Raw genomic sequence first — 21,452 nt, 5'->3', positions numbered from 1 at the left:
ACGCATTCCTGTGGCGAGGGGGAGGGGGTGGTCAACTGGAAATCATCGGCGGCAGGGTGCCCAGCAATGAAACGGCCGCCACTGCGCCAAGCCCCAGCATCCACTCCAGCATCACGCTGGTGCGCAGTGTTTGCAGACGCTGCTCGCAAACATTGATCCGCAAGCGATTGAACACCGCCAGGCCCAACATCGAGGCCACCAACAACGCCTTGATCAACAGGATCAAGGCGAACCCGGTGAACAGCGGCGTTGGCCAGAATGCCCCGGTGAGCACCCGCACATTGATCAGCCCGGTGATCAGCAGCCCGGCAACCAACCCGTAGCCGACGCCGCTGAAGCGCTGCAACATCACGCGGATCGAATGCCCGGCAGGCTGTCGCAGAATCATCACCAGCAACATCAAGCCGCCGAGCCAGGCACCCACGCACATCAAGTGAATGAGTTGATTGAGGATCAGCAATTGCCCGGCGGTGCCATCGAGCATGGCGCCGTGACCGACCGGGGCCAGCGTGGCCACCAGCAGACCGCTGAGGATCAGGCGCGACGCATGGCTGGCGCGTAGCGGTGTCAGCAACACCACCAGCAACGCCATGTTAATCAGCAGATGCCAGCGCCAGACCTGACCGAAAAAGGTATTGCCCAGCACCAGGTTCAGGGTCGGCGGATCGAAGGCCGCATCCCAGGCTCCGGCCATGCTTGCGGTAACCAGCAACAGCCAGCAGATCCCGCTGCCCAGCGCCACCGCGGCCAGCCAATGGGAGGTGCGTGCCAGCCGCTGATCCAGTGCGCTTTCGCCATTGGCCAGCAACGGCCTGAACACCCAGGCTCCGAACAGCATCAACACCACAATGAAATGCAGGAAGCGGCACAGCACCAGCGCGCTCGCCATGAATTACTGGCCAACCTTGAAGGCGTAGGCACCTTCGCTTTTGTGAGTGTCGACCGACACGGCGTGCCATTCGACTTTGTAGGCACCGGCGGTTAGCGGCGCGGCCGGGGTGACGATCAGGGTCTTCTTGTCGCTGCCTTCGGTGGTCAGCGCCTTGACCGCCACCGGTGCGCCATCCCTGGTCAGCGTGACCTTGGTGAAACTGGCCTCGACACCCTCGGAGAACTCCAGGCGCAATTCCGTTGGCGCGGTCACGGTGCTGTCGGCGGCCGGTGTCTGGCTTTTCAGGTGAGCATGGGCAAACACCGAAGAAGCGGCGAGCAGCGAGCCAAGCAGGGCAGCGACGGTCAGGGTTTTCTTGAGCAGCATCGTGAGTTCCTCAGGCAGTTTCCAGGTGCGCAGAGTTTAGCGCTACGACAGCGGCTGTACGAAGTTTCGTTTTCCCCTGTCGCCGCGGTCCAGAGCGGATGCTAGTCTTGTTCAACGTTGTTGTCGGGGACCCGCATGGGCAATCACAAGATCGAGATTCGTCGCAGTAACGTCGAAAAGATTCTGCTGGGGGCGGAAAAAGTCTTCGCTGAAAAGGGCTTCGGCAGCACCGCCATGGCCGACATCGCCGCCGAAGTGCAACTGCCGCGTTCCAACCTGCATTACTACTTCAGCACCAAGACCGAACTGTACAGCGCGGTGCTGTTCGATTTGCTGGAAGTCTGGAAGCAGGACGCCCTGTGCTTCGAGATGTTCGATGACCCGCGTGTGGTGCTCAGCAGCTACATCCGCGCCAAGATGAACCATTCCCGCAGCCGGCCTTATGGTTCGAAAGTCTGGGCCAACGAAATCATCCATGGCGCGCCAACCCTTGGCGCAGCGCTGGACGCGAGCCTGTACGACTGGGCCAAGATGAAGGAAGCGAAAATCCGCCAGTGGGTGGACGACAAACGCATTCTGCCAGTAGAGCCATCGAGCCTGCTGTACATGATCTGGGCCTCGACCCAGCACTACGCCGACTTCGATCACCAGGTGAATATCCTCAACGACCATCAGCCGCTGTCGGACATGCAATTTGAAAAAGCGGTGCAGACGGTGACCAGTGTGATTTTGCGGGGGATCGGTTTGGAGCCTTGAAAATCTGTGGTGCGGTTGCCGGCCTCTTCTCGAACAAGCCCGCTCTCACATTGAATCTTTGTCGTACACAGATCTTGTGTACGGCAAAGATTCAATGTGGGGTGGATTAATCCAGAACGGCCTGCGCACGGCGAGGTGTGGCGTCGCCCGCAGCGGTATAGGCCACCCTCGGTACACCCGGCAAACGCTGTTCCAGCAACGCGCTCAGGGACTCTCCCGGTTCCAGGTAGGCATCGCCGAAGTCGGCGCCGAGCTGGTTCGGGTGGGCGACGATTTCCAGCAGTCCGTCGGGTGGCGGCTCGGCGTTGCGCAGATCCACCGGGGTGCACACGTAGTCGGCGGTGGCGCCGGCCAGGTTGCTCAGGCGCCGATTGAGCAAGTCCTTGAATACACGTTTGGGCAGGCTGAGGTTTTGTCCCAGGTTGCGCGCCAGACGCACCGGCACCCCCTGGCGGGCAGCGAAGCGCGCGACAATCTCGCCGATCGGCCAGATGTTGTGCACGTGTTGATGGGAGTCCAGGTGACTGGGGCGCACGCCGTTGTCCAGGCAGCGCTGCCATTGGGCTTCGAGTTCTTCCAGTACGGCGTGGCGATCCCGGCGCCCGAGCCAGAGGCGGGTGCGGGGCAGGTTGAGGTCGAACACGCCGGCACCGTCGCAAAACGTCGGGCGCTGCACAATGCTCTGGCTCAACGGACGACCGTAGGTCAGGTTGAAGTGCAGGCCGATGCGGCCTTCGAGTAACGGATGCCGGGCCAGGGCGCAGGCCGCTTCGAACGCCGGCATGTTGGCCATGGCGGTGGCGGAGCTGATGAGCCCGGCCTGGAACGCGCCAAGGATCACCGCGTTTTCGCAGGCACTGAGACCGAAATCGTCAGCGTTGATTATCACTTGCCGAGGCATGCTCACCCTCCTTGAATTTTTCCGCTGGCGCAGGCGTCTTGACCGCGGGTGTCGCGACTGTGGCCGCCGCGCGTCGGGCGCGCCATTGCTGCAATCGGGGTTTGAAGCGTTGCCAGACCCGCAAGGCCAGCCCCAGCACCAGACCGCCTGGACGCCAGGAGTAAAAACTCCAGCGCCAGTGTTCCAGTTGCCCGGTCATGCGTTCGTGCAGTTGATGGCTGGAGTTTTCCAGGCTGACCCGGGACGCATCGATCCAGCACCAGTTGTCTTCCAGGCCCCAGCGAATCCACTCTTCGAGCAGCACCCGACCGCTGCCCAGGTCGGCATATTGCGGCAGGAACGCCAAATTGTAGTCGTACAGTCGACCCTGTTCCAGCAAGCCAAGGCGATAGCTGATGCAGCGCCCCTCCAGCTCCAGCACCACCACGCGCACCAGGCCTCGGGCCGCCAGGGCGGTGAAGGCGCGGTTCATCCACTGGCGATGGCGCGCATCGGAAAAGATCCCGACGCCTTCATCGCCTTTCCAGCTCACCGCTTCGACTTCACTGATTTCCTGCAACAGTGGCCCCATGGTCAGGGCGTCGGGAGTAATCCGCCGTACCTGGGCACCACACGCGGCTATGCGTTTGCGTGCGCGACGCAGTTTGTAGCGCGGGTCGCCGGAGACTTCCTGATGGTCGGACTCGCTGATCAGGTGCACCGGCACTCGACAGCTGAGGCGTTGTTCGGCAGTCGAACTCAGCGCCTGCCACGGTGCCAGGGCCTGTGCCGTGGAACCGGTCAGTTCGTTGAGTTGCAGCACAGCATGGGGCAGGCGTTGACGGATCTGCGTCAGCGCCTTGCGTAAATTGTCATCGTCCAGCCTCGTCAGCAGTGCGAGACGGTCGGCGAGGGGATAGCCCAAATGATGCAGGACCCGAAACGGCAAACGCGCAAAGCGCTCCACGGACGCCACCAGCGGCAGGCACAGCGCCAGTTCGTCATCCTGCCAGCCGAGCAGCACGTGCAACTGCGCGCCGGGCTTGAGTGCCAGTTCCGATGCGTATAGCCAGGCCAGGGTGTTGAACGGCGTGTGGTCCGTTATGCGCAGGCGCAACGCTTCGTAAGCCGCTGCCGGAAAGTCGTCGGTGCACAGAGAAGTGCGCCATTCGAATCGTGCAGACATAAGGTCAGCTCGCCTCGGCTGGAACAGGAGAGGGGGCCGGTTTGCGCAAGGCATCCAGGCGTGAACCGCTGTAGCGGGTTTCGCGGAAGAAGCGCCAGCCGAACAGGTGGTAGATGTTCATGACCCGTCCTTGCTCGCGATACCCCATGCGGATGTGCAGCTTGAGCGCGGGAATGTTGTGGGACTCGCAGATATCCACCACTTTGTTGCAGCCTTGATCAGCCATGGCTTTCCACAGGTTCAGCTGGAAATCGACCGACAGCGTGGTGCCCCGGTAGGCAGGAATCTGCTCGAGAGCGAACTCGAAGAACTCACCTGGCTTCACCGGGAACAGGCAGCCGTAGTAATGACGGTCGTGATAATCGCGTGTGCTGCCCCAGATAAAGGCCACGGTATCGCCGTTTTCATCCAGGTACATGTGCCCGGTGTATCCTTCGGACGCCAACTCGGCCATGGTGCCCACGCGATCACCGAAGTGCCTGGTGAACGCTACGGCGTTTTGTGGGGTGATGGTTTCCAGTCGCAGCGGTGTATAGGGCCGAAGCTTGTGTGGCGGTACCGGGCTCACCAGGTCGCGCTCCATCCACAACAGTTCTTCGTGGAAAAACACGTAGTGTTTCCACAACTTGCCGACGGTGGCGCGCAGGCCTTTTTGCTTGATGTGATCGCTGAGTTTTTTTAGAACATTCATGTTTTTGACTCCTCACGGTGTTGGTCGCGAGTGCCGTGACTCAATGCACGACGAATCGTCTACACGGCAAAAATCAATGACGTTCATGTGGCGCTCCAGCTGAGTGTAAACAGGGTTTCTCCTGGTAAATCGAAGCTGATGCGACCCTCCAGACACTTGAAAAATGCGTCGCGACTGCGGTTGTCGGCGCCGAAATAGCGCAATGATCCCTGGGGCAATGGGCATTGCGCGCCAGCCAGGCTCACACGCTGCAAGCGCGAGCCTTTGTTGACGCCAAGCAGGCTGCGTTGCTGCCCGGCAGACATGGCCAGCACGTCAACCTCGAAGGCGTCGTTCTCCAGGCGCATGACATTCTGTAGCCAATGCTTGCGGATAAATTGCTGCGCCAGGCCTACGGGCTTGAGCTCGAATTCATCCTTGCCGAGCACGCGGAACATGCCCTTGGGATACTCGGGTTCGTCGTCGGCCTGGAACCAGCCGAGCATGTCGAGCAAGCCGTCCTGGGAAGCATTGATGATGACCGAGGCCCACCATAACGAGGCGTAGTGAGTTTCCTGATCGTAAGGGCTGAGGCTGGCCCCGCTGGACATGTTGGTCTGGTCCAGCAACAAGGCCTTGCGTGGTCGTCCCTGGGCGTCGAGCCCCACCAGCTCTGCCGCTTTGCGTACGCTATCGCGGTAGACACGGGTCGCCAGCAGGTCGCGGACCATCCATTCGTGCCATGCCAGCGCATCGATCTTGTCGCCGGACTCGGCCAGCAAGCGTCGGGCCCAGTCGATGCCGCGCTTGTCGGCGGCATTGTCGACGAGCGGGCCATTGACGAACCGGGAGCTGGCCGGCATGGCGATGCGTACGCCGGCTTTGGCGTTGTCCGGGTTGCTGCGCACTTGCCAGGCCATGCTGTTGAAGAGGCGCTGGTAGCTGGCGTAGTCCGGGTAGTTGAGGTTCGGTTCGTCGGCAAAGCTGATGTAGTGCGTGCCTTTGCCGCCAAGTGCGCGCGTGGCGGTGAGCCAGGCGTTGAGGCCGGCGTTGCTGGTGGTGTCGGCGCGCAGTTCGGCCTGGCGCTGACTGCCGGCCAGCAGGGTGATGTCCTGAGTGATGCCGAAGCGATCCTGATACAGTCGGCGGAACAGGTCTTCGTAATGCGGCCGCGTGGCCATGATGTCGACCAGGCTGTAATAGGTTCCGGCCTGTGGTTGCAGGGCATCGAGCACGGCGAAACCGGAATCCGGCGGTCGCGCATAGGGCAGGGCGATACCCAGGTTCGGGGTCTTGCCGAGCACGTCCTGGTGCAGCGTCAGCCGGGTCTCGCCCTCGTCTTCGCGCAAGGGTTTGAGCTGTTGTGGGTTCTGGGCGAACAGGTTGGCCGTGCCGTCGAGCCAGAACGCGACCTTGCCGCTGCCGCGCAGGTGCAGGCGCCAGACTTGATCGGTGGTTGCAACGGGCAACCCGACTTTGTCGAACTGCCAATAGGCGGGGTAAGGCTTGAGAGGCAGTGAAAGCTGTTGGCCGTCACTCACGCGCTGCGCTTGCAACGCGCCGACGCCGCCGTGGAATTTACCGGCCAGCACCGCGTGTTCACCGGCCGCGACCTTGAAATACAACTCGTCACCGTCCCGGGGCTCGGCGCTGAAATGCACCTTGGCAGGGGCGAACAGTGCGACGGTGCGGTCGTCGTGCTCAATCGTATAACGGCGGAAGCTGTAGCCAGGAATTTCCAGTCGATAACTGGCGGCGCCCGGCGCCAGGTCCCAGCGTTGGCTGCCGCGGGGCTCATGGGCGGCAATCAGTCGTTCGCTCAGGAGTTTGCCCTGGCCGTCGAGCAAGTAGAGGTGTTCTTCGTTGGCTTCAGCCTGCCACACCGGAGCCCAGAGCACGGTCAGGCTGTCGGGGCGGTCCGTTTGCAGGTACAGGCTGCCGTCGCGGATATCGGCCCAACGCATGGGCGCCGCTTCGGCGCTCAGCCCGAGGCCAAGACTCACCAGCAATAACAGGCGTTTCATGCCGATTTCCGTTGCAGCATCTGCAGCGTCGGCACGATATCGCCGGGCAGGACGATAAGTGTTTTCCAGACCGGCACGTGGCTCAACCGGCAATACATCACCAACAGCGCCAGGGTCACGGCCAGGTACGCGATAGAGGATGCGGCTGCTGCGCCGACGATGCCGTAGGTCGGGATCAGCAGCACATTGAGCGCCAGGTTGAGCAGGGCGCTGAGGCCCATCGACAACGAAATCGTGCCGGGGCGGTTTTTGCCCAATAAGTCCAGACGCAGAATGCTCATGTAGCACAGACCCAACAGGCCTGGCAGCAGCGCCAGCAACGCAGGATAGGCAGGCTGATAGGCTTCGCCAAACAGCGTCACGATCAACCATTCACCGACCACGGCCATGCTCAGGCAAGCGCCGAGCATCACCGTAGCGGTCAAGCGCAAGGCCAGTGGCGTGACTTTTTCGATGCCTTCTTCCTGTTGCAGCAGGCGTTTCATCAGCGGCGTGGTCACTGCTTCCGGAACGATCAGCAGCAACTCGGCGGCCGCGCTGGCCATGGCGTAGTGACCCAGCGCCGTGGTGCCGAGCAGGGCGCCGATGAACAGGTAGTCGGAGCGCAGAATCACCTGCTGGAACAGCAGGTCCGGATGACTGCGGGCGCTGTAGCGCAGCAGTTCGTTTTGACTGGCGCGGTCCCATTGCAGGCTCAGCGGATGCTCGCGCTTGAGCCAGACCCAACCGGCCAGCACCACCAGGCTGATCCCCGCCAGCCAACTGATCAACGCCGCTTCCAGGGCCGCGCCTTTCCACATCCAGAACAGGCTGAGGAATACCAGCAGCGGCGCCAGTGACTCGGTCAGGCGCAAGGCATTGAAGGCGACCACGCCACCTGAGGCGTTGTGCAGGGTCAGCAAACCGCTTTTGAGCACGGTCAGCGGCACCGCCAGCAGCAACAGCCAGGCGAGCAGGCCCAACTGCGTGGTGATGTCCAGTTCACTGCCGAACTCGCGGGTCAGCGCCACCACCAGCAAGGTCAGCAGCGTCGCCAGCAGACAACCGAACAGCAGCACCTGACTGAGCAGCAAGCCCATCGGTCGTTGCTTGGCCGCCTGATAGCCCACCGCTGAATTCAGGCCGCCGCTGGTGGCAGCGCTGATCAGGTCGGGCAGGGTGTTGAGCAAGGCAAACAGGCCCCGTTCGCTGGGGCCGAGAATCCGTGCCAGCAACACGTTACGCAGCAAGCGCAGGGCGATCATCGCCAGTTTGGTGCCCATGCTCAGGGCCAGGTGCTTGAGGTAGTTGCTGCGGCTCATGGGCGTGCCCCACGGTAGAGGCGCCAGGACAGCAACTCGGGATTGCGCGCGGTACGCTGGCTGACGCCGAAGCGTGGCAGGGCCAGTGGATCTCCGGCCCCTCGATAAATGCCGGTGCCGGTGCCCAGGGCAAACGGGAAGTCGTGCCTGGCCACCTGTTGGCGCACCCGCGCATCGTTGTCGCCATTGGGGTAGCAGTAAACCGGCAACGGCCGGACGCAGCCGTGGAGCAGCGCGTCGCGACTGCGGCTCAGTTCTTCATCCAGGCGTTGATCGTCGAGACCAGTGAGGATGGCGTGGCTGGCACCGTGGGGGCCGAAGCGCACCAGGCCGGACGCTTCCAGGTTGCGTACTTGCTGCCAGTCCAGCGCCTGGGGCAACGACTCTTGCGGACAGGCGTCGGTCAGGCGATTGAGGTCCAGCGGCGCCAGGGTTTTCAGGCTCTGTAAAAAGTTCAGCAGCGCCAGGCTGCGGCGTTGCCGATCCGGGTCATCGCACCGTGTCGGCAACGGGCGCCCCAGGTGCTGCAAATGTTCGATCAGGTGCAGGCGTGCCTGTTCGCCATGACTGTTCCATAGGGTTTCGCCGATGCTTTCCCACCAGAACCGCTGGCGGCTGCCGATGAAATCAGTGGACAGAAAGATGCTCGCCGGCACCCGGTGTTTTTGCAGCAACGGGAAGGCATTCACCGCGTTGTCGCGCCAGCCGTCGTCGAAGGTCAGCGCCACTTTCGGCCGCTCCGAGCGCGCACCCGGTTGCAGAATGTCCATCAGCGGCACGCAGTCGAAGTGTTTTTTCAACCACACCAGCAAATGTTCAAACGCCTTTGGCCCGACGCACAGTTCATTGCGATGGGGCAGTTCGGCGGCCTGATCGCTGGCCAGCACCCGGTGCAGCATCAGGATCACCCCGGCGCCGTGCAGTTGATTGCGCCCGACCGGGGAGTTGAGGTACAGCCAGCCACTGGTGCGCTTTAACAGTTGTTTGATCGCCATGGCACGCGCCTCTCATCGATTTTGCTCGGGGTTCCATTGCGCGTAACGCCGACCGCGCAGGAACTGCCACAGGCCAATGCTCATCCCGGTAAGGGTCACCAGCAGGAACGCAGCCAGGCGAAAGGGTTTGGGCAAGCGGTGTTGCGAATCCAGCAGGCCGGCAATGGCCATCGTGTAGCCGAGCAGTTGTGCGATCAGGCTCAGGCGATAAAAGCCGTGGTCTTCCCACAGCCAGAAATTGCTCAGCAGCAACGGCAGCAACAGGATCGGCGCCAGCCGCCGGATCAGCTTGTGGCTGATCAAGGCAATCGCATACAGGCCGTGGGTCAACGGATTGAGCAGCTCCCGGCGCTGGGCCAGGCTTTGCAGGCCACCCACCGTAACCCGCTGACGGCGGCGCAATTGCTTGTCGGCTTCGTCCACACCCTGGTCGATTACCCGGGCCTGAGGCACGTAGACAATCCGCTTGAACGCGACCGGCGCGCAGGTACTGATAAAGAAATCGTCGTTGACCTCCGCCGGCACGTTCTGGAACAACTCGCGGCGCAGGGCGAGCAATGCGCCATCGGCGGAGACCATGCAGCCGGTGCGATTTTCCACGTAGCGCAGCCAGCCTTCGTAGTGCCGATACAGGCTGTCACCAACGCTCAACCCCTTGCCGGTCACCGGGATCACCATGTGCCCGGCGCAGCCACCGACCTGCGGGTCGTTGAGCGGCGCGAGCAAATGGCCGAGGGTGTCGGTGGACCATTGGTTGTCGGCGTCGGTGAACACCAGGATCGCGCCGCTGCTGATCGCGACCCCGGCATTGAGCGTCGCCGCCTTGCCCTGGCGGGGCAGATCGAGCACGCTGATGCGCGGGTCCTCGACCCGGCGCGCGCAGGCCACGGTGTCGTCGGTCGAGCCGTCGCTGGCGAGGATGATTTGCAGCGAGCGGGCCTGATAATCCTGGGCCAGCACGGTGCGCAGTTTTTCTTCGATATGCCGCGCTTCGTTGTGCGCGGCAATCACGATGCTCACGTCCATCGGTTGTGCCGGTCCATGGCGCGGTGCCGGGTAAAACGGTGCCAGCAACGTCAATAACAGGGGATAACCGAGGTAGGCGTAAACCGGTAGCAACAGGCACAACCAGAAAATGAATTCAGCCACGGGCGGGCCTCCTGGCATTCCAATGACAAAGGCTGAGGATGAACCCGGCGCCCGCCAGGTGCAGGCGCACCCAGTGCAGGCCCCAGAGTTGCAGGGTCAGGAGCGGGTCGCGGTGCCTGGCACTTTGACGCAGGCTCAGGGCCAGGGCGGGCAGGACGGTCATCAGCAGCATCAGCAACGAATGATGGGGGAAACCGTCGAGCAGGGCGGAAATGGCCATGAAGTCGATCACCCAGACGGCAATCGACAGTAGCGGAAAGCGCAGCAAGCGCAGGCTCGGGCCATGGGTGCGCAGCAGTTGCAGATGACTGCCCTGACGCCACAATTCCTTGCCCATCCATTCCCGCCAACTGCCTTCGTAACCCCAATGCAGCGCCACGCTCTGGTTGACCGCGAGCAGTTTCGCGCCCGCGTCGGACAGGCGCATGGTCAGCTCCTTGTCCTCGCCGGTGCGCAGTTGTTCATTGAAACCACCGACCTTGTCGAACCAGCGACGGCGCATCAGCAGGTTGCAAGTGGGCAGCCATTGCGCGACATGCAGCGGCTGCGTATGGGGGCGCAAGGTGCGGCGCTGCCAGGCGTCGGCGTACCACGGCGCTTCGGCCGGAGTGTGCAGGTCAAGACCGCTGACATCGGCCTTGCCGCTGGACTCGAGGTCGAACAACAGCTTGAGCCAGTTCTCGGGCATCTCGACGTCGGCATCGATAAAGGCCAGCCATTCACCGCTGGCAATCGCCGCTCCGCGATTGCGCAACGCGCCGATGAGCAGGCCGGGCAGGACCAGCACCTGGGCGCCGAACTCCCGGGCAATGTGCGGGCCCTGGTCGTCGGAGCCGTTGTCGACCACGATCAACTCGCATTCGACGTTGGCCGCCTCGGCGGCCTGTCGTGCCGCTTGCAGGGTCCGGGCGATGTGCCGGGCCTCGTTGTACATCGGGATGACGATACTGATGCGGTTCATGCCCTGACCTCCTTCAGCGGGGCTTCTTCGGCTTTCGTGCGCAGCGCGCCGGTCAACGCGAGCATGATCCACAGGTACTTGTGGTTCGGCGCGCTGAGGAACATCAGGAACAACGTCAACGACAGAAAACTCATGCCGAGGTGGGTCATCAGATCGGCCTGATGCCTGTCTCCTCGCAACAGCCAGGTGCGGCGGGCGCGAATCAGGTTGTACAACCCCTGGACTAGCATGCCGACGAACATCAGGCCGGCGGGAACCCCCAGTTCACTGAAGATTTCCATATAGGTGTTGTGGGCGCGGCGGTACAGGTCGTCGACCTTGCCGGTCATGGCAAAGGCCTTGGCATAACCGGTGTTGGCGTAGTGCAGCGGGAACGTGCCGGGGCCGGTGCCAAGCAAGGGGTTCTCGGCGATCATGGCGCTGCCGACCACAACGTAGGAGGCGCGACGGCCCAGGGACTGGTCCTGACTCTTGGCCCCGGAGCTGAGGATGCTCAGCGACTGGATGCGCGCCACGTAACTTGCCGGCATCGCATAGAGCCCAAGCGCAATCACAATCGTCAGGCCGAGCATGGCAAAGCCCAGGTGGCGTGGACGAATATGTGGTAACTGCGCGCGATAGTGCCACGTGCCGATCAACAGGCTGAGGAGCAACACCACCAGCCCCGAGCGGGACTCAGTCTTGGTCATGCCGGCCAGCAGCACGAGGGCACAGGCCCCCCAGAACAACCGGTGCAACCGGTTCGGGCTGCGGACCACCAGCAACAGCGCCATGGGCACGGCGAAGGCGATCATCAGGGCAAATTCGTTCGGGTCATTGAGCATGCCGGACGCACGGCCTTCGTCCTGGTATTTGGCGGAGAACATCGCCATGGCGCAGGTCACCGCGACACTGATGGCAACCAGTTTGGCGAACATGTCGAGGTTCAACTCACGCCCGATCAGCAGGGTGATGACAAACAGAATCAGGCCGACGCTCAATTCACGCAGGTGGACCAGGGAGAAGCCCATGTTGTCGGTGTTCAACAGGCTGAGCAGATACAGCACCATGAACCCGATCAGGAAACGCCAGATATTGTTGCGCAGGCGCTCGGACGGCAGTTGGCGAATCGCCAGTTGCAGCATCAGGATCAGCGCCAGCGAGGCGCCGAGGAACTTCGAGCCCGATAACGCGCTGTCCTTGAACAGGCCCTCGAAAGGCAGGATGGCGACAATGCCCAGCAGGCCCCAGGTCGGCTTGCGGTACAGCACCGCGACCCCTACCAGGCCCAGCACCGCTCCCGGCGCCAGGTACGGATAAGGGCTGGCCAGCAGACCAAGGCAGACCAGGCCGAGCAAACTGACGATCGAGAGCGGAACAATCACGCGCGCGGCTCCCGTGCAGTCCGTATGTAAAGCTGCGACCAGCGTTCGGCCAGGGCCTTGAGGTCGTAGCGATCGCGTTGCGTCTGTTTTGCGTTGTCGATCAACGCGCCGGCCAGTGCCGGGTCATCCAGCAGCGCGCCGATCTGGCGGGCAAGGGCGGCGCTGTCGGTGGGCGCGGCGAGCAGGCCGTTGTGGCGGTCCTGCAAGACATCGGGAATCCCGCCGACGCCGAAGGCCACCACCGGTACCCCGGCCTGCATCGCCTCGAGCAGAATCATGGGCGTGCCTTCGGTGCGCGAACTGATCACCAGCGCATCGAGTTGTGACCACCAGGCGCGCATATCGGTCTGATAGCCCGGCAATGTGATGCGCGCCTGCAAGCCTGCCTCGTCGATGCGTGCCTGCAGGCTTTCGCGCTCAGGCCCATCGCCGAGCATCACCGCGTCCAGTTGCGGGTACTGCTGACACAACGGAATCAGCGCATCTAGAAACAGGTCTGGGCCTTTTTCCTGGCTCAAGCGCCCGACGTATCCGGCCAGCCGGCGTTGACGTTCGCCACTGGGTGGCGGCAAATCGTGGGTCGCCGGCAGGCCATTGGGGATCACCTGCAGTTTGTCCGCGCGCACATTGGCCTGGCGGTGCAGCGCGGCAATGCTTTCGGCGACACACACCACCCGGTCCACCGAGGCCGTGCGGCACAGTTGCAGGCTCAGCCAGGTGTAGAGCTTCTGCTTGCGACTGCGCGGGGTGAAGCCGTGCTGGGTGATCACCAGTGGCAGGCGCAACAGCGTGGCGCTGACCCAGCCGAACAACAGGCCCTTGAAGTTGTGCGTATTGATCAGTGGCCGCTGGTCCCGTCGCTGGCGCAAATGCCCCAGCAACGCGACCAGGCCTGCACAGCCGAGGCAATCGACACCGGCCTCGCGAAAACGCGCGATCAGTTCTGGCGGCGCATCGAGAAACAGCACCTGGTGCTGCCCCGGCGTCGCCAGGCAATGATCCAGCAGCATCCGTTCGGCCCCATAGAAGCCGCCACTGCTGAGCAAATGAATGATCGGCAGGTCGTGGGTGGTGCCGAGCGGCGCGTTCAATTGCGCACCCAATGCACGAGGGCCGGCACAGTCCATTTCTTGTGCGGGTTGTTCGGCCGGGTGCTTTGATCGTTGATCACCAGCAGCACCGGCAAGCCCAGTTCATGGGTGATTTGCGCAGGGTGCTTGAAGCGGTGGTCGAAGAACTCACGTACATAGACCAGGGCAATCGCCAGCAGCAGACCGGTGAACAGCCCGAACGGAATGATCAGCATCGGCTTGGGGAACGCCGCTTCGGTCGGTTCGAACGGCGGGCTGAGCACCCGTGCGTTGGACAGGTCGTTGTCCAGCGCGCGCGCCGTGCTGCTTTCGGCGAAACGCTGGGCATAGGTGCCGAACGCCTTGTGCAGCGCGTTGATTTCGGTGTCCATCTGCCGCAGCTTGCTCCGGGTTTCCTGCAACTGGTGGATGCGATTCTTGAACTCGGCAATGCGCGCGGTTTTCTGCTCGATGACCGAGCTGATCGTCGCCAGGTCGCTGGTGCGCTCCTGAATCCGGTTGCTGACAATCTTCAGGAATTGCCCGCGGGTCCGGATGATTTGATCGCGGGCCATTTGCATCGGCTCACTGCCGGGCTGAAAGACCGCCAGGTCGTCCTTGTAGCGGCTGACCTGGGTTGTCAGTTGTTCACCCAGTTGCTTGATCTCGCGGTCTTCGAAAGCGACGTTGTCGAGCGTGGTGGTGAAGGTGTAGGGGAAGGTGTAGTCGGTGAATCTGGCGTTGTTGGCGGTCGCCAGGCTGGTTTTCAGGTAATCGAGCCAGCGCTGGCTTTGCAGCAGTCGGTCCTGATACAGGTTGAGCGCCTGCTCCTCGGTGTTGATCGCATTGAGGCGGAATGTGATTTCTTCCTTGGGGTCGGACGAGCCGATGCTTTCGAGCAAGGCCAGGCGATTGGCTTCCAGGCCATCGAGACGCACCTGGTACTGCAACTTCTTGGTTTCGTAGAAGCTCTGCGGCAGGTCGATGGATTGCATTTCCTGGCGGCTGACCAGGTAATTTTGCAGCAGGGCGGTGACGAATCGGGTGCCCTGGGCCGGGTCAGGGAAGCGGTAGACGATCGAGATCACGTTGGAGCCCGGCAAGGTTTCCACCTTCAGGGCAGCGGACGCTTGCTGCGTGAGGGCATCAAGCACGGTGTCGCGTACCGGATCGGTCTGCAGACCGAGCAGGCCGCGAACCGGGTTGATCACGTGCTCGCGAACGGGGTTGCTCACAAACCGTTTGAACGGCTGCAGCAGCAGTTTGTTGAAGGCGCTCACGGGCAGCGTGTACTCACCCTTTTCGCGTAACTGGCCGATGGTCTGGCGGATCAAGGCCGGCGAACGCAGGATATTGCTCTCGGTCTCCATGTCCGCCAGCGACGGCGGAATGAAGGAAGCGTTTTCCTGGTTGAGGGTGCTGGTGGCATCCCCCTGGGAGATTTTCTTGGACTGCACGATCACCTGGGCGGTGATATCGAAACTCTGCTTGAGCAACAGCGGCAAGATCACGGCGATCACAGCAAAGACCAGGAAGACTCGCTTCACCAGCTGCTTGTTGGCGAAGAAGATCCTGAAGAACTCATGCAGGTAGTTTTCCTTTGGATTCATGGGTCACCTGAGAGTCAGTTGCTGCTGTCGTCTTTGTTGTCGACGCGGTAGCTGAAGCTGAGGCCCATGCCCTGGAACAACACGACATCCGCCAGTTGCCGCGCGAGCTCACCGGCGCTGGCCAGTTTGGTCTTGGGCACGTACAGCATGTCGTCCGCTTGCAGGTAGGCGATCTGGCTGGCGTCGCCGGACAAGGCTTTTTCCACGTCGTAACGGTGCGCGACCACCTGGTTGCCGCTGCGCCGCATGATCATCACCGAGTCCAGGCGTGCCTTGACGTTGGAACCGCGGGCCATGCTCAGGGCTTCGAGCACCGACACCGGGCGGCGGATCGGGTAGGAGCCCGGCTGGCCGACTTCACCCAGTACATAGATTTCGTTGCCGGCGGTGGACTTGAGCAGCACGTCCACGGTCATGCGCCCCGGCAGGGTGGCGTAGCGTTTATTGAGGTAGGCCTCCAGCTGGTTGAGGGTCATGCCTTGCAGCGGCACGGCGCCGATTTCCGGGAAACTGGCGTAGCCGTCGGTGCCCACGGTGATTTCCCGGCTCATGCCGGTGGCGGGGTGGTTGAGCGCGGACTTGAGGCTCCACTCACTGGCCAGCGGGTTCACCACCATCACTGACAGCTGATTGCGGTTGGGCTGGAACAGCTGTTTGCGATCGTAGGCGCGCTGAATCGCGTCCCGTGCTTCATCGCGGGTCAGGCCCTCGACTTTCACCGTGGTGTGGGCCCCCGGCAGTTCGATGGTGCCATCGGGCAGCACCAGTTGGTTGCCGTTGAACTGGCTGGCGGCGGTGAAGTTCAGCGCGATCGTGTCCCCGGACTGCACGCGATAGGCGGCCGAGCCACTGGTGCTGATGTGGAAGATCACGTCCAGCACATCCTGTGGGCGCAGGGTCTGCTCGACCTTGGGCACGTCAGTGGCCTGGGCGATGGCCGGTGGGGCCGTGAGGATTTGCACCGGCATGCTTTGGGATTCGTCGGAGGAAGTGCTGGAGCAACCTGCAAGGGGCAGCAAAAGCAGAACAAGCATCCTGGCGTTCATGGCGTCATCCTTGTCTGATTGCTCACAGGTTTCTGTACAGCCATTCGGGCATGTAGTACTTGCGTCGGTTGAACACGCTGCCGACCATTTTTGCCCCGGCCTGGCTCAGGCGCTGGACCGCGGCCTGGGCCACTTCCCAGCGGGTGTCTTCCGAGCGCACGACCAGGACCACGCCGTCCACCTGGGTGCTGATGACCAGGGTGTCGGTGGCCGAATACACCGCGTCGCCGTCGATCACCACGAAGCGGTAGCGGATGCCGAGTTGATCGAGCAGCGGGCTCAGGCGCTCGGGTGTCAGGTGTTCGTTGCCACGGGAGTAGCGGCCGAATGGCAGAACGTGAAAAGGCAGGCTGGAGACATCCACCACGCAGTCTTGTAACAAGGGCGGGCTCTGGGTGTTGAACAACAAGTCGCGAAACCCCCGTTCCTTGTTCAATCCCAACTGTTGTGTGAGGTTGGTCGCCGACTGGCTGGCATCCACCAGCAGCACCAGGCCGCTGCTCATCTTCGCCAGTTGACTGGCCAGCGCCAGGGCGCTGGTGGTGGTGCCCGCGCCGGGGTTGGCGGCGGTCAGGAGAAGGATCCGCAGGTTCTGGTCGAGTACGGTCGATGTCAGGTTGGACTCGCTCGGGCTGGTAATACTGAGGCTTTTGGCCGTTGAACCGTCCATTCAACTCGCTCCATGGCCGCTGAAAACCTTGAACGGGGTTTTCAGCAGAATCTTCAAATCAAGCAGCAGGCTTTGCTGGGCAATGTAGGTGAGGTCCAGTTCGACGCGCTGGTCGAAATCGATGTTGCTGCGCCCGGAGATTTGCCACAGGCCGGTCATGCCGGGGTAGATGCTCAGGCGCGCGAGGTGTTTGTTCTTGTAGCGGTAGGCATTGAACGAAGTCGGCCTGGGACCTACCAGCCGCATGTCGCCGGTCACCACGTTGATCAGGTTCGGCAGCTCGTCGAGACTGGTGCGCCGCAGGAAGGCGCCAATACCGGTGATGCGCGGGTCCTTGTCGATCTTGAAATCGATGGCGTCGGCGCCGTGCTTGTTCAGGTGCCGCAGGGACTCCTTGAGCTCCTCGGCGTTGGCGACCATGGTGCGGAACTTGTACATGCCGAACATGCGGCCGCGATAACCGGTGCGTTTCTGCACGAACATCACCGGCCCCGGGCTGGTGAGCTTGATGGCCAGCGCCAGCCCCAGCAGCACCGGGGAAATCAGCACCAGGACCAGCAGCGCGACGCAGCAGGCCAGGACGCGGTTGGTGCGCGACAGGGTCCACGGCCGGCCACCTTCGCGACCGGTCAACCAGCCACAGCCCTGCATGTGGATGGCGGCATCCATGCGCATGCGCTGTTCGGGGTCCAGGCGCTTGTCCCTGCGCATATGGGTAACAGGCACACTTTTTTCGTGTCCGGACATAAATCCTCCGCAGTGTTCAGCCGCTTGCGGCGTGGGCGACAGGTAGTCAGTAGTCAGTGCGGAACCAGGCAACGAAGCGCCCCAGTCCCTCATCCAGTTCGATACACGGCTGGAAACCGGCCGCTCCCGTGACGAGAGTCTTCATGGACGTACGGCCTCGGGCACGATGTGACGCAAGCCAATGCCGCTGTAGTGCAGGCCGGCGGCGGCCGCCTGTTCCGGGCTGTACAGGTTGCGTCCGTCCACGATCACCCGTTGACGCAGTTTGCTCGCCAACATGTCGAAGTCGACCACGCGGAAGTTCTTCCACTCGGTGCAGATCACCAGGGCGTCAGCGTCTTCGAGTGTGTCATCGCGGGTGGCGCACAGGTGCAGGTCATCTCGGTAACCGTAAATGCGCCGGCATTCGGACATGGCTTCCGGGTCGTAGGCCTGCACGCTCGCGCCTTCGGCCCAGAGTGCTTCCATCAGGTAGCGGCTGGGTGCTTCGCGCATGTCATCGGTGTTGGGCTTGAACGCCAGGCCCCACACGGCGATGGACTTGCCGGCCAGTCCACCGGGAAATTGCGCCTTGAGTTTGCTGAACAGAATATGCCGCTGATGGTCGTTGACCTCGGTCACGCTACGCAGCAATTTCAGGGGCATTCCGGCATGTTCGGCGGTGTGCAACAGGGCGCGCAGGTCCTTGGGGAAGCACGAACCGCCGAAGCCGCAACCGGGGTAGATGAAGTGGTAACCGATGCGCGGGTCCGAACCGATGCCTTTGCGCACGGCTTCGATATCGGCCCCCAACAACTCGGTGAGGTTGGCCAGTTCGTTCATGAAACTGATGCGCGTGGCCAGCATTGCGTTCGCCGCGTACTTGGTCAGCTCGGCGCTGCGGTTGTCCATGAACATCAATTTGTCGTGGTTGCGGCAGAATGGCGCGTAGAGCTCGCTCATCTGATCACGGGCCTGATCGTCACCGGTGCCGACGATGATCCGGTCCGGGCGCATGCAATCGGCCAGGGCACTGCCTTCCTTGAGAAACTCCGGGTTGGACACCACCCGTACCTTCAGCGAACCTTTGCCGCGGCGCTGCAGCTCTTCAACGGCAGTAGCGCTGACCTGATCCGCGGTACCGACCGGCACTGTGGACTTGATGATCAGGGTGCGGTCGGCCTCCATGAAACTGGCGATCTGCCGGGCCACGTTCAGCACATGGCTGAGGTCGGCTGAACCGTCTTCGTCGGCGGGCGTACCGACGGCAATGAAAATCAGCTCGGCGTGCTCCACCGCATCGCTGGCCTGGGTGGTGAAGAGCAGGCGACCGGCCTTGATGTTTTCTTCAAGGGTGCCGGGCAACCCCGGCTCACTGATCGGTGGCACGGCTTGTTGCAGTTGCCGGATCTTGTTCGGATCGATGTCGACACACAGGACGCGATGTCCGACATCGGCCAGTGCCGCTGCTTGTATCAGGCCAACATAGCCTGTACCAAATACGCTCACGTCCATATTTGCGTGCCTCGTAAGACGGTGGAGATTTACAACTCAAGACTGTCAAAAGGGGGTATAGACCAGCTTCGGCGAATCGTGTCGGCAGGCCGGTATGTCAAATGGGCAAGCCCCCCCGATTTTGTTTGTTCGGCGAAAATCTCAAAAAACCGCCAGGCGGTCGTGGGCCTTGAAATACAAGGGTTGTAGCTGAGTGTGTCAGGTTTGAGTCACCGGGTTAATAACGAATTAGCTGCAAAGTCCGACAGTTTTTAACGATGGATGGCGTAGTGCTGTTATCTAAAAGCGGCCGTCAATCCGTTGGCCAGTTCAGCTTGCTTGCGAAGGCGGCCTGACTGAGTACATATCCGTTTTTTTCGGTAACGGCGGCTGGCGGTTTCGCCCTTACGGCGACTCACTTTTTTGACAAGCGCCTCAAAAAAAGTAAGCAAAAAAAACGCTCGCCCCGAACGTCCGGCCCCTCGCCAGGGCTCGGGGTTCCTTCGCTCCGGTATTCATCCGGGGGCATTGCCCTCCGGTCGGCTGCGCGCGACCTGCATGCAATGAGTTCGACTGCGTCGAACGGCGCTGCGCGCCCATCCCCGGATGAACACCTCCGCTCAGCCTGCCGAGGGGGCGGGTGGATCAAGATCAAGAACGGCAGGCGAGCTAACGCTCGGCCTGTTGAGTGGTGAGGAGCAGAGCGGGTGTTCGCCGACTTGCTCTGCTCTGCTCTTCTGTGGGAGCAGGCTCGCTCCTACAGGGAAGCGCGTTCAATTGCGATCAGGCCGGCCAGCAGGCTTTGGCTTTGGCTTTTGATCTTCTTGCCCCCTCGAGAGGCCGAACGTCAGGGGCAAGAGCCCTTGGTTACTTGGGGCTTTTCCAAGTGACCCGCCGTCAGGGCGGAACCATAAGTGGCCTTTACCATAGAAATGGATATGTACCCGGACAACAAAAGACAGGACACCCATCAGCGAATAAAGTGAATCTTCCCGCTGTCGTCATTGCCCATGTAGATGCCATAGACCCCAGCCTGACGCTCATCGATATAACGCTCGAGGATCTGCCGGATCGCCGGGTAGTAGATGCTGTCCCAGGGAATGTCCTCGGGCGCGAAGAATTTGTAGTCGAGGGTTTCCGGACCATACTGGCCGGTGATCTCCAACGCGATGGCGCGGAAGATGATGTACACCTCGCTGATCTGCGGCACGCTGAAAATCGAGTAGGGCGAGACGATTTCCGCGCGCACGCCGCTTTCTTCCCAGACTTCGCGCAAGGCCGCCTGCTCGGTGGTCTCGCCGGTTTCCATGAAGCCCGCCGGCAGGGTCCAGGTGCCGGGGCGTGGCGGGATGGCGCGCTGGCACAAGAGGTACTTGCCGTCCTGTTCGATGATGCAGCCGGCAATGATTTTCGGATTGACGTAATGGATGTAACCGCAGCCGCGGCACATCAGGCGCTCGTGCGTATCGCCCGGCGGCACCTGCTGACCGAGATCAGCGCTGCCGCACCTGGGGCAAAAGCTCGGGCTGAACATCTCAGCGGCCTATGCGTGGTTCTTTCAACGCGATGGGCAGGGTGATCTGCGGCGTGGCGCCGGTTTCTTCCTGCTTGCGCTTGAGGTAGTCCAGGGCCACGGCAGCCGCCGCACGCACGTGGTCGACGCAAGCCTGGTGGGCGGCCAGCGGGTCTCCGCTCTTGATCGCTTCGACCATGCGTTCCATTTCCTGGTTGCTGGCGCCGCGACGGTTTTCCTGGGACACCGAGGTCGCGCGCAGGTAGCTGATGCGTGCCTGCAATTGGCGCAACTGAGTGGCCGCGACATGGTTGCCCGAACCTTCGAGCAGCACGTCGTAGAAGCCCTGAACCGAGTCGATGACCTGTTGCAGTTCGCCGTCCTTGAGTGCCTTGCGGTTTTCTTCAAGGGCTTTTTCCAGGGCCTTGATGTCCTTGGCCTTGGCGCGCAGGGTGAACAACTGCACGATCAGCCCTTCGAGCACGCAGCGCAGCTCGTAGATGTCCACGGCATCGGCCAGGGTAATGATGGCGACACGCGGGCCCTTGGCATCGGCGAATTCCACCAGGCCTTCGGATTCAAGGTGACGCAGGGCTTCGCGCACCGAGGTACGGCTGACGCCCAGGCGATCGCACAGATCGCGTTCGACCAGACGGTCTCCCGGCAGGAGCTGGAAGTTCATGATGGCGCTTCGCAATTTATCCAGCACGATTTCGCGCAGGGTGACGGGGTTGCGATTGACCTTGAAGCTGTCGTCGAGTGGCAGGCGTTTCATGGGG

General features: G+C 62.1%; 20 protein-coding genes. 1 reads left to right on the top strand and 19 read right to left on the bottom strand.

Going from position 1 to position 21,452, the window contains the following annotated elements; genetic code table 11:
* Positions 1-31: 31 nt before the first annotated feature.
* Entirely contained in the window at positions 32-889 is an 858-nt protein-coding gene (gene copD, locus CAF65_RS21365; protein ID WP_085718080.1) for a copper homeostasis membrane protein CopD, read from the bottom strand.
* Positions 890-892: 3 nt separating this feature from the next.
* On the bottom strand, positions 893-1,258 hold the full coding sequence (gene copC, locus CAF65_RS21360) for a copper homeostasis periplasmic binding protein CopC (RefSeq protein ID WP_085718079.1): 366 nt from the start codon (positions 1,256-1,258) through the stop codon (positions 893-895).
* Positions 1,259-1,393: 135 nt separating this feature from the next.
* Here copC and CAF65_RS21355 point away from each other — a divergent pair, with 135 nt between their 5' ends.
* Entirely contained in the window at positions 1,394-2,014 is a 621-nt protein-coding gene (locus tag CAF65_RS21355) for a TetR/AcrR family transcriptional regulator (protein WP_008017494.1), read from the top strand.
* 106 nt (positions 2,015-2,120) lie between these two features.
* Here the strand turns inward: CAF65_RS21355 and CAF65_RS21350 are convergent, their stop codons facing one another.
* The 17 genes from CAF65_RS21350 to CAF65_RS21265 form a co-directional block, all read right to left on the bottom strand.
* Positions 2,121-2,915: a ChbG/HpnK family deacetylase gene (locus CAF65_RS21350; protein ID WP_085718078.1), complete on the bottom strand. Its 795-nt coding sequence runs from the start codon at positions 2,913-2,915 to the stop codon at positions 2,121-2,123.
* Positions 2,887-4,080 (bottom strand): GNAT family N-acetyltransferase, encoded by a 1,194-nt coding sequence (locus CAF65_RS21345; protein WP_085718077.1) that lies wholly within the window; start codon positions 4,078-4,080, stop codon positions 2,887-2,889. Before CAF65_RS21345 ends, CAF65_RS21350 begins: the two co-directional genes overlap by 29 nt.
* 4 nt (positions 4,081-4,084) lie before the next feature.
* Positions 4,085-4,771: an N-acetyltransferase gene (locus CAF65_RS21340; RefSeq protein ID WP_085718076.1), complete on the bottom strand. Its 687-nt coding sequence runs from the start codon at positions 4,769-4,771 to the stop codon at positions 4,085-4,087.
* Positions 4,772-4,854: 83 nt separating this feature from the next.
* A complete protein-coding gene (locus tag CAF65_RS21335; protein ID WP_085718075.1) occupies positions 4,855-6,774 on the bottom strand; it encodes a hypothetical protein in 1,920 nt (639 codons plus the stop codon).
* Entirely contained in the window at positions 6,771-8,075 is a 1,305-nt protein-coding gene (locus CAF65_RS21330; RefSeq protein ID WP_085718074.1) for a lipopolysaccharide biosynthesis protein, read from the bottom strand. Before CAF65_RS21330 ends, CAF65_RS21335 begins: the two co-directional genes overlap by 4 nt.
* Positions 8,072-9,070 (bottom strand): polysaccharide deacetylase family protein, encoded by a 999-nt coding sequence (locus CAF65_RS21325; protein WP_085718073.1) that lies wholly within the window; start codon positions 9,068-9,070, stop codon positions 8,072-8,074. Before CAF65_RS21325 ends, CAF65_RS21330 begins: the two co-directional genes overlap by 4 nt.
* Before the next feature lie 12 nt (positions 9,071-9,082).
* Positions 9,083-10,219, bottom strand: a complete 1,137-nt coding sequence (locus tag CAF65_RS21320; protein WP_085718072.1) for a glycosyltransferase — start codon at positions 10,217-10,219, stop codon at positions 9,083-9,085.
* Positions 10,212-11,180: a glycosyltransferase gene (locus CAF65_RS21315; protein WP_085718071.1), complete on the bottom strand. Its 969-nt coding sequence runs from the start codon at positions 11,178-11,180 to the stop codon at positions 10,212-10,214. Before CAF65_RS21315 ends, CAF65_RS21320 begins: the two co-directional genes overlap by 8 nt.
* On the bottom strand, positions 11,177-12,544 hold the full coding sequence (locus tag CAF65_RS21310; protein WP_085718070.1) for an O-antigen ligase: 1,368 nt from the start codon (positions 12,542-12,544) through the stop codon (positions 11,177-11,179). Before CAF65_RS21310 ends, CAF65_RS21315 begins: the two co-directional genes overlap by 4 nt.
* Positions 12,541-13,635, bottom strand: coding sequence for a glycosyltransferase family 4 protein (locus CAF65_RS21305; RefSeq protein ID WP_085718109.1), 1,095 nt, complete (start codon positions 13,633-13,635; stop codon positions 12,541-12,543). The genes CAF65_RS21310 and CAF65_RS21305 overlap by 4 nt, the downstream gene beginning before the upstream one ends.
* Entirely contained in the window at positions 13,632-15,224 is a 1,593-nt protein-coding gene (locus CAF65_RS21300) for a Wzz/FepE/Etk N-terminal domain-containing protein (RefSeq protein ID WP_085718069.1), read from the bottom strand. Before CAF65_RS21300 ends, CAF65_RS21305 begins: the two co-directional genes overlap by 4 nt.
* 14 nt (positions 15,225-15,238) lie before the next feature.
* Positions 15,239-16,270, bottom strand: coding sequence for a polysaccharide biosynthesis/export family protein (locus tag CAF65_RS21295; RefSeq protein WP_085718068.1), 1,032 nt, complete (start codon positions 16,268-16,270; stop codon positions 15,239-15,241).
* A 22-nt stretch (positions 16,271-16,292) separates the two neighbouring features.
* Positions 16,293-16,940: a CpsD/CapB family tyrosine-protein kinase gene (locus CAF65_RS21290; protein WP_085718067.1), complete on the bottom strand. Its 648-nt coding sequence runs from the start codon at positions 16,938-16,940 to the stop codon at positions 16,293-16,295.
* On the bottom strand, positions 16,941-17,687 hold the full coding sequence (locus tag CAF65_RS21285) for a sugar transferase (RefSeq protein WP_085718066.1): 747 nt from the start codon (positions 17,685-17,687) through the stop codon (positions 16,941-16,943).
* Between the two features lie 141 nt (positions 17,688-17,828).
* A complete protein-coding gene (locus tag CAF65_RS21280) occupies positions 17,829-19,181 on the bottom strand; it encodes a UDP-glucose/GDP-mannose dehydrogenase family protein (protein WP_085718065.1) in 1,353 nt (450 codons plus the stop codon).
* A gap of 949 nt (positions 19,182-20,130) precedes the next feature.
* Positions 20,131-20,694: an NUDIX hydrolase gene (locus CAF65_RS21270; RefSeq protein WP_085718063.1), complete on the bottom strand. Its 564-nt coding sequence runs from the start codon at positions 20,692-20,694 to the stop codon at positions 20,131-20,133.
* A 1-nt stretch (position 20,695) separates the two neighbouring features.
* Positions 20,696-21,448 (bottom strand): GntR family transcriptional regulator, encoded by a 753-nt coding sequence (locus CAF65_RS21265; protein WP_085718062.1) that lies wholly within the window; start codon positions 21,446-21,448, stop codon positions 20,696-20,698.
* Positions 21,449-21,452: the final 4 nt, after the last annotated feature.

This window comes from Pseudomonas sp. B28(2017) (assembly GCF_002113025.1).
Lineage (GTDB): Bacteria > Pseudomonadota > Gammaproteobacteria > Pseudomonadales > Pseudomonadaceae > Aquipseudomonas.
Note: the sequence above shows the minus strand (reverse complement) of the source record. Positions and strands in the feature narration are given on the sequence as shown.

Excerpts from the sequence above, each read along its gene's own strand:
- copD (WP_085718080.1), bottom strand. The coding sequence starts at position 889 with ATGGCGAGCGCGCTGGTGCTGTGCCGCTTCCTGCATTTCATTGTGGTG.
- copC (WP_085718079.1), bottom strand. The coding sequence starts at position 1,258 with ATGCTGCTCAAGAAAACCCTGACCGTCGCTGCCCTGCTTGGCTCGCTG.
- CAF65_RS21355 (WP_008017494.1), top strand. The coding sequence starts at position 1,394 with ATGGGCAATCACAAGATCGAGATTCGTCGCAGTAACGTCGAAAAGATT.
- CAF65_RS21350 (WP_085718078.1), bottom strand. The coding sequence starts at position 2,915 with ATGCCTCGGCAAGTGATAATCAACGCTGACGATTTCGGTCTCAGTGCC.
- CAF65_RS21345 (WP_085718077.1), bottom strand. The coding sequence starts at position 4,080 with ATGTCTGCACGATTCGAATGGCGCACTTCTCTGTGCACCGACGACTTT.
- CAF65_RS21340 (WP_085718076.1), bottom strand. The coding sequence starts at position 4,771 with ATGAATGTTCTAAAAAAACTCAGCGATCACATCAAGCAAAAAGGCCTG.
- CAF65_RS21335 (WP_085718075.1), bottom strand. The coding sequence starts at position 6,774 with ATGAAACGCCTGTTATTGCTGGTGAGTCTTGGCCTCGGGCTGAGCGCC.
- CAF65_RS21330 (WP_085718074.1), bottom strand. The coding sequence starts at position 8,075 with ATGAGCCGCAGCAACTACCTCAAGCACCTGGCCCTGAGCATGGGCACC.
- CAF65_RS21325 (WP_085718073.1), bottom strand. The coding sequence starts at position 9,070 with ATGGCGATCAAACAACTGTTAAAGCGCACCAGTGGCTGGCTGTACCTC.
- CAF65_RS21315 (WP_085718071.1), bottom strand. The coding sequence starts at position 11,180 with ATGAACCGCATCAGTATCGTCATCCCGATGTACAACGAGGCCCGGCAC.
- CAF65_RS21300 (WP_085718069.1), bottom strand. The coding sequence starts at position 15,224 with ATGAATCCAAAGGAAAACTACCTGCATGAGTTCTTCAGGATCTTCTTC.
- CAF65_RS21295 (WP_085718068.1), bottom strand. The coding sequence starts at position 16,270 with ATGAACGCCAGGATGCTTGTTCTGCTTTTGCTGCCCCTTGCAGGTTGC.
- CAF65_RS21290 (WP_085718067.1), bottom strand. The coding sequence starts at position 16,940 with ATGGACGGTTCAACGGCCAAAAGCCTCAGTATTACCAGCCCGAGCGAG.
- CAF65_RS21285 (WP_085718066.1), bottom strand. The coding sequence starts at position 17,687 with ATGTCCGGACACGAAAAAAGTGTGCCTGTTACCCATATGCGCAGGGAC.
- CAF65_RS21280 (WP_085718065.1), bottom strand. The coding sequence starts at position 19,181 with ATGGACGTGAGCGTATTTGGTACAGGCTATGTTGGCCTGATACAAGCA.
- CAF65_RS21270 (WP_085718063.1), bottom strand. The coding sequence starts at position 20,694 with ATGTTCAGCCCGAGCTTTTGCCCCAGGTGCGGCAGCGCTGATCTCGGT.
- CAF65_RS21265 (WP_085718062.1), bottom strand. The coding sequence starts at position 21,448 with ATGAAACGCCTGCCACTCGACGACAGCTTCAAGGTCAATCGCAACCCC.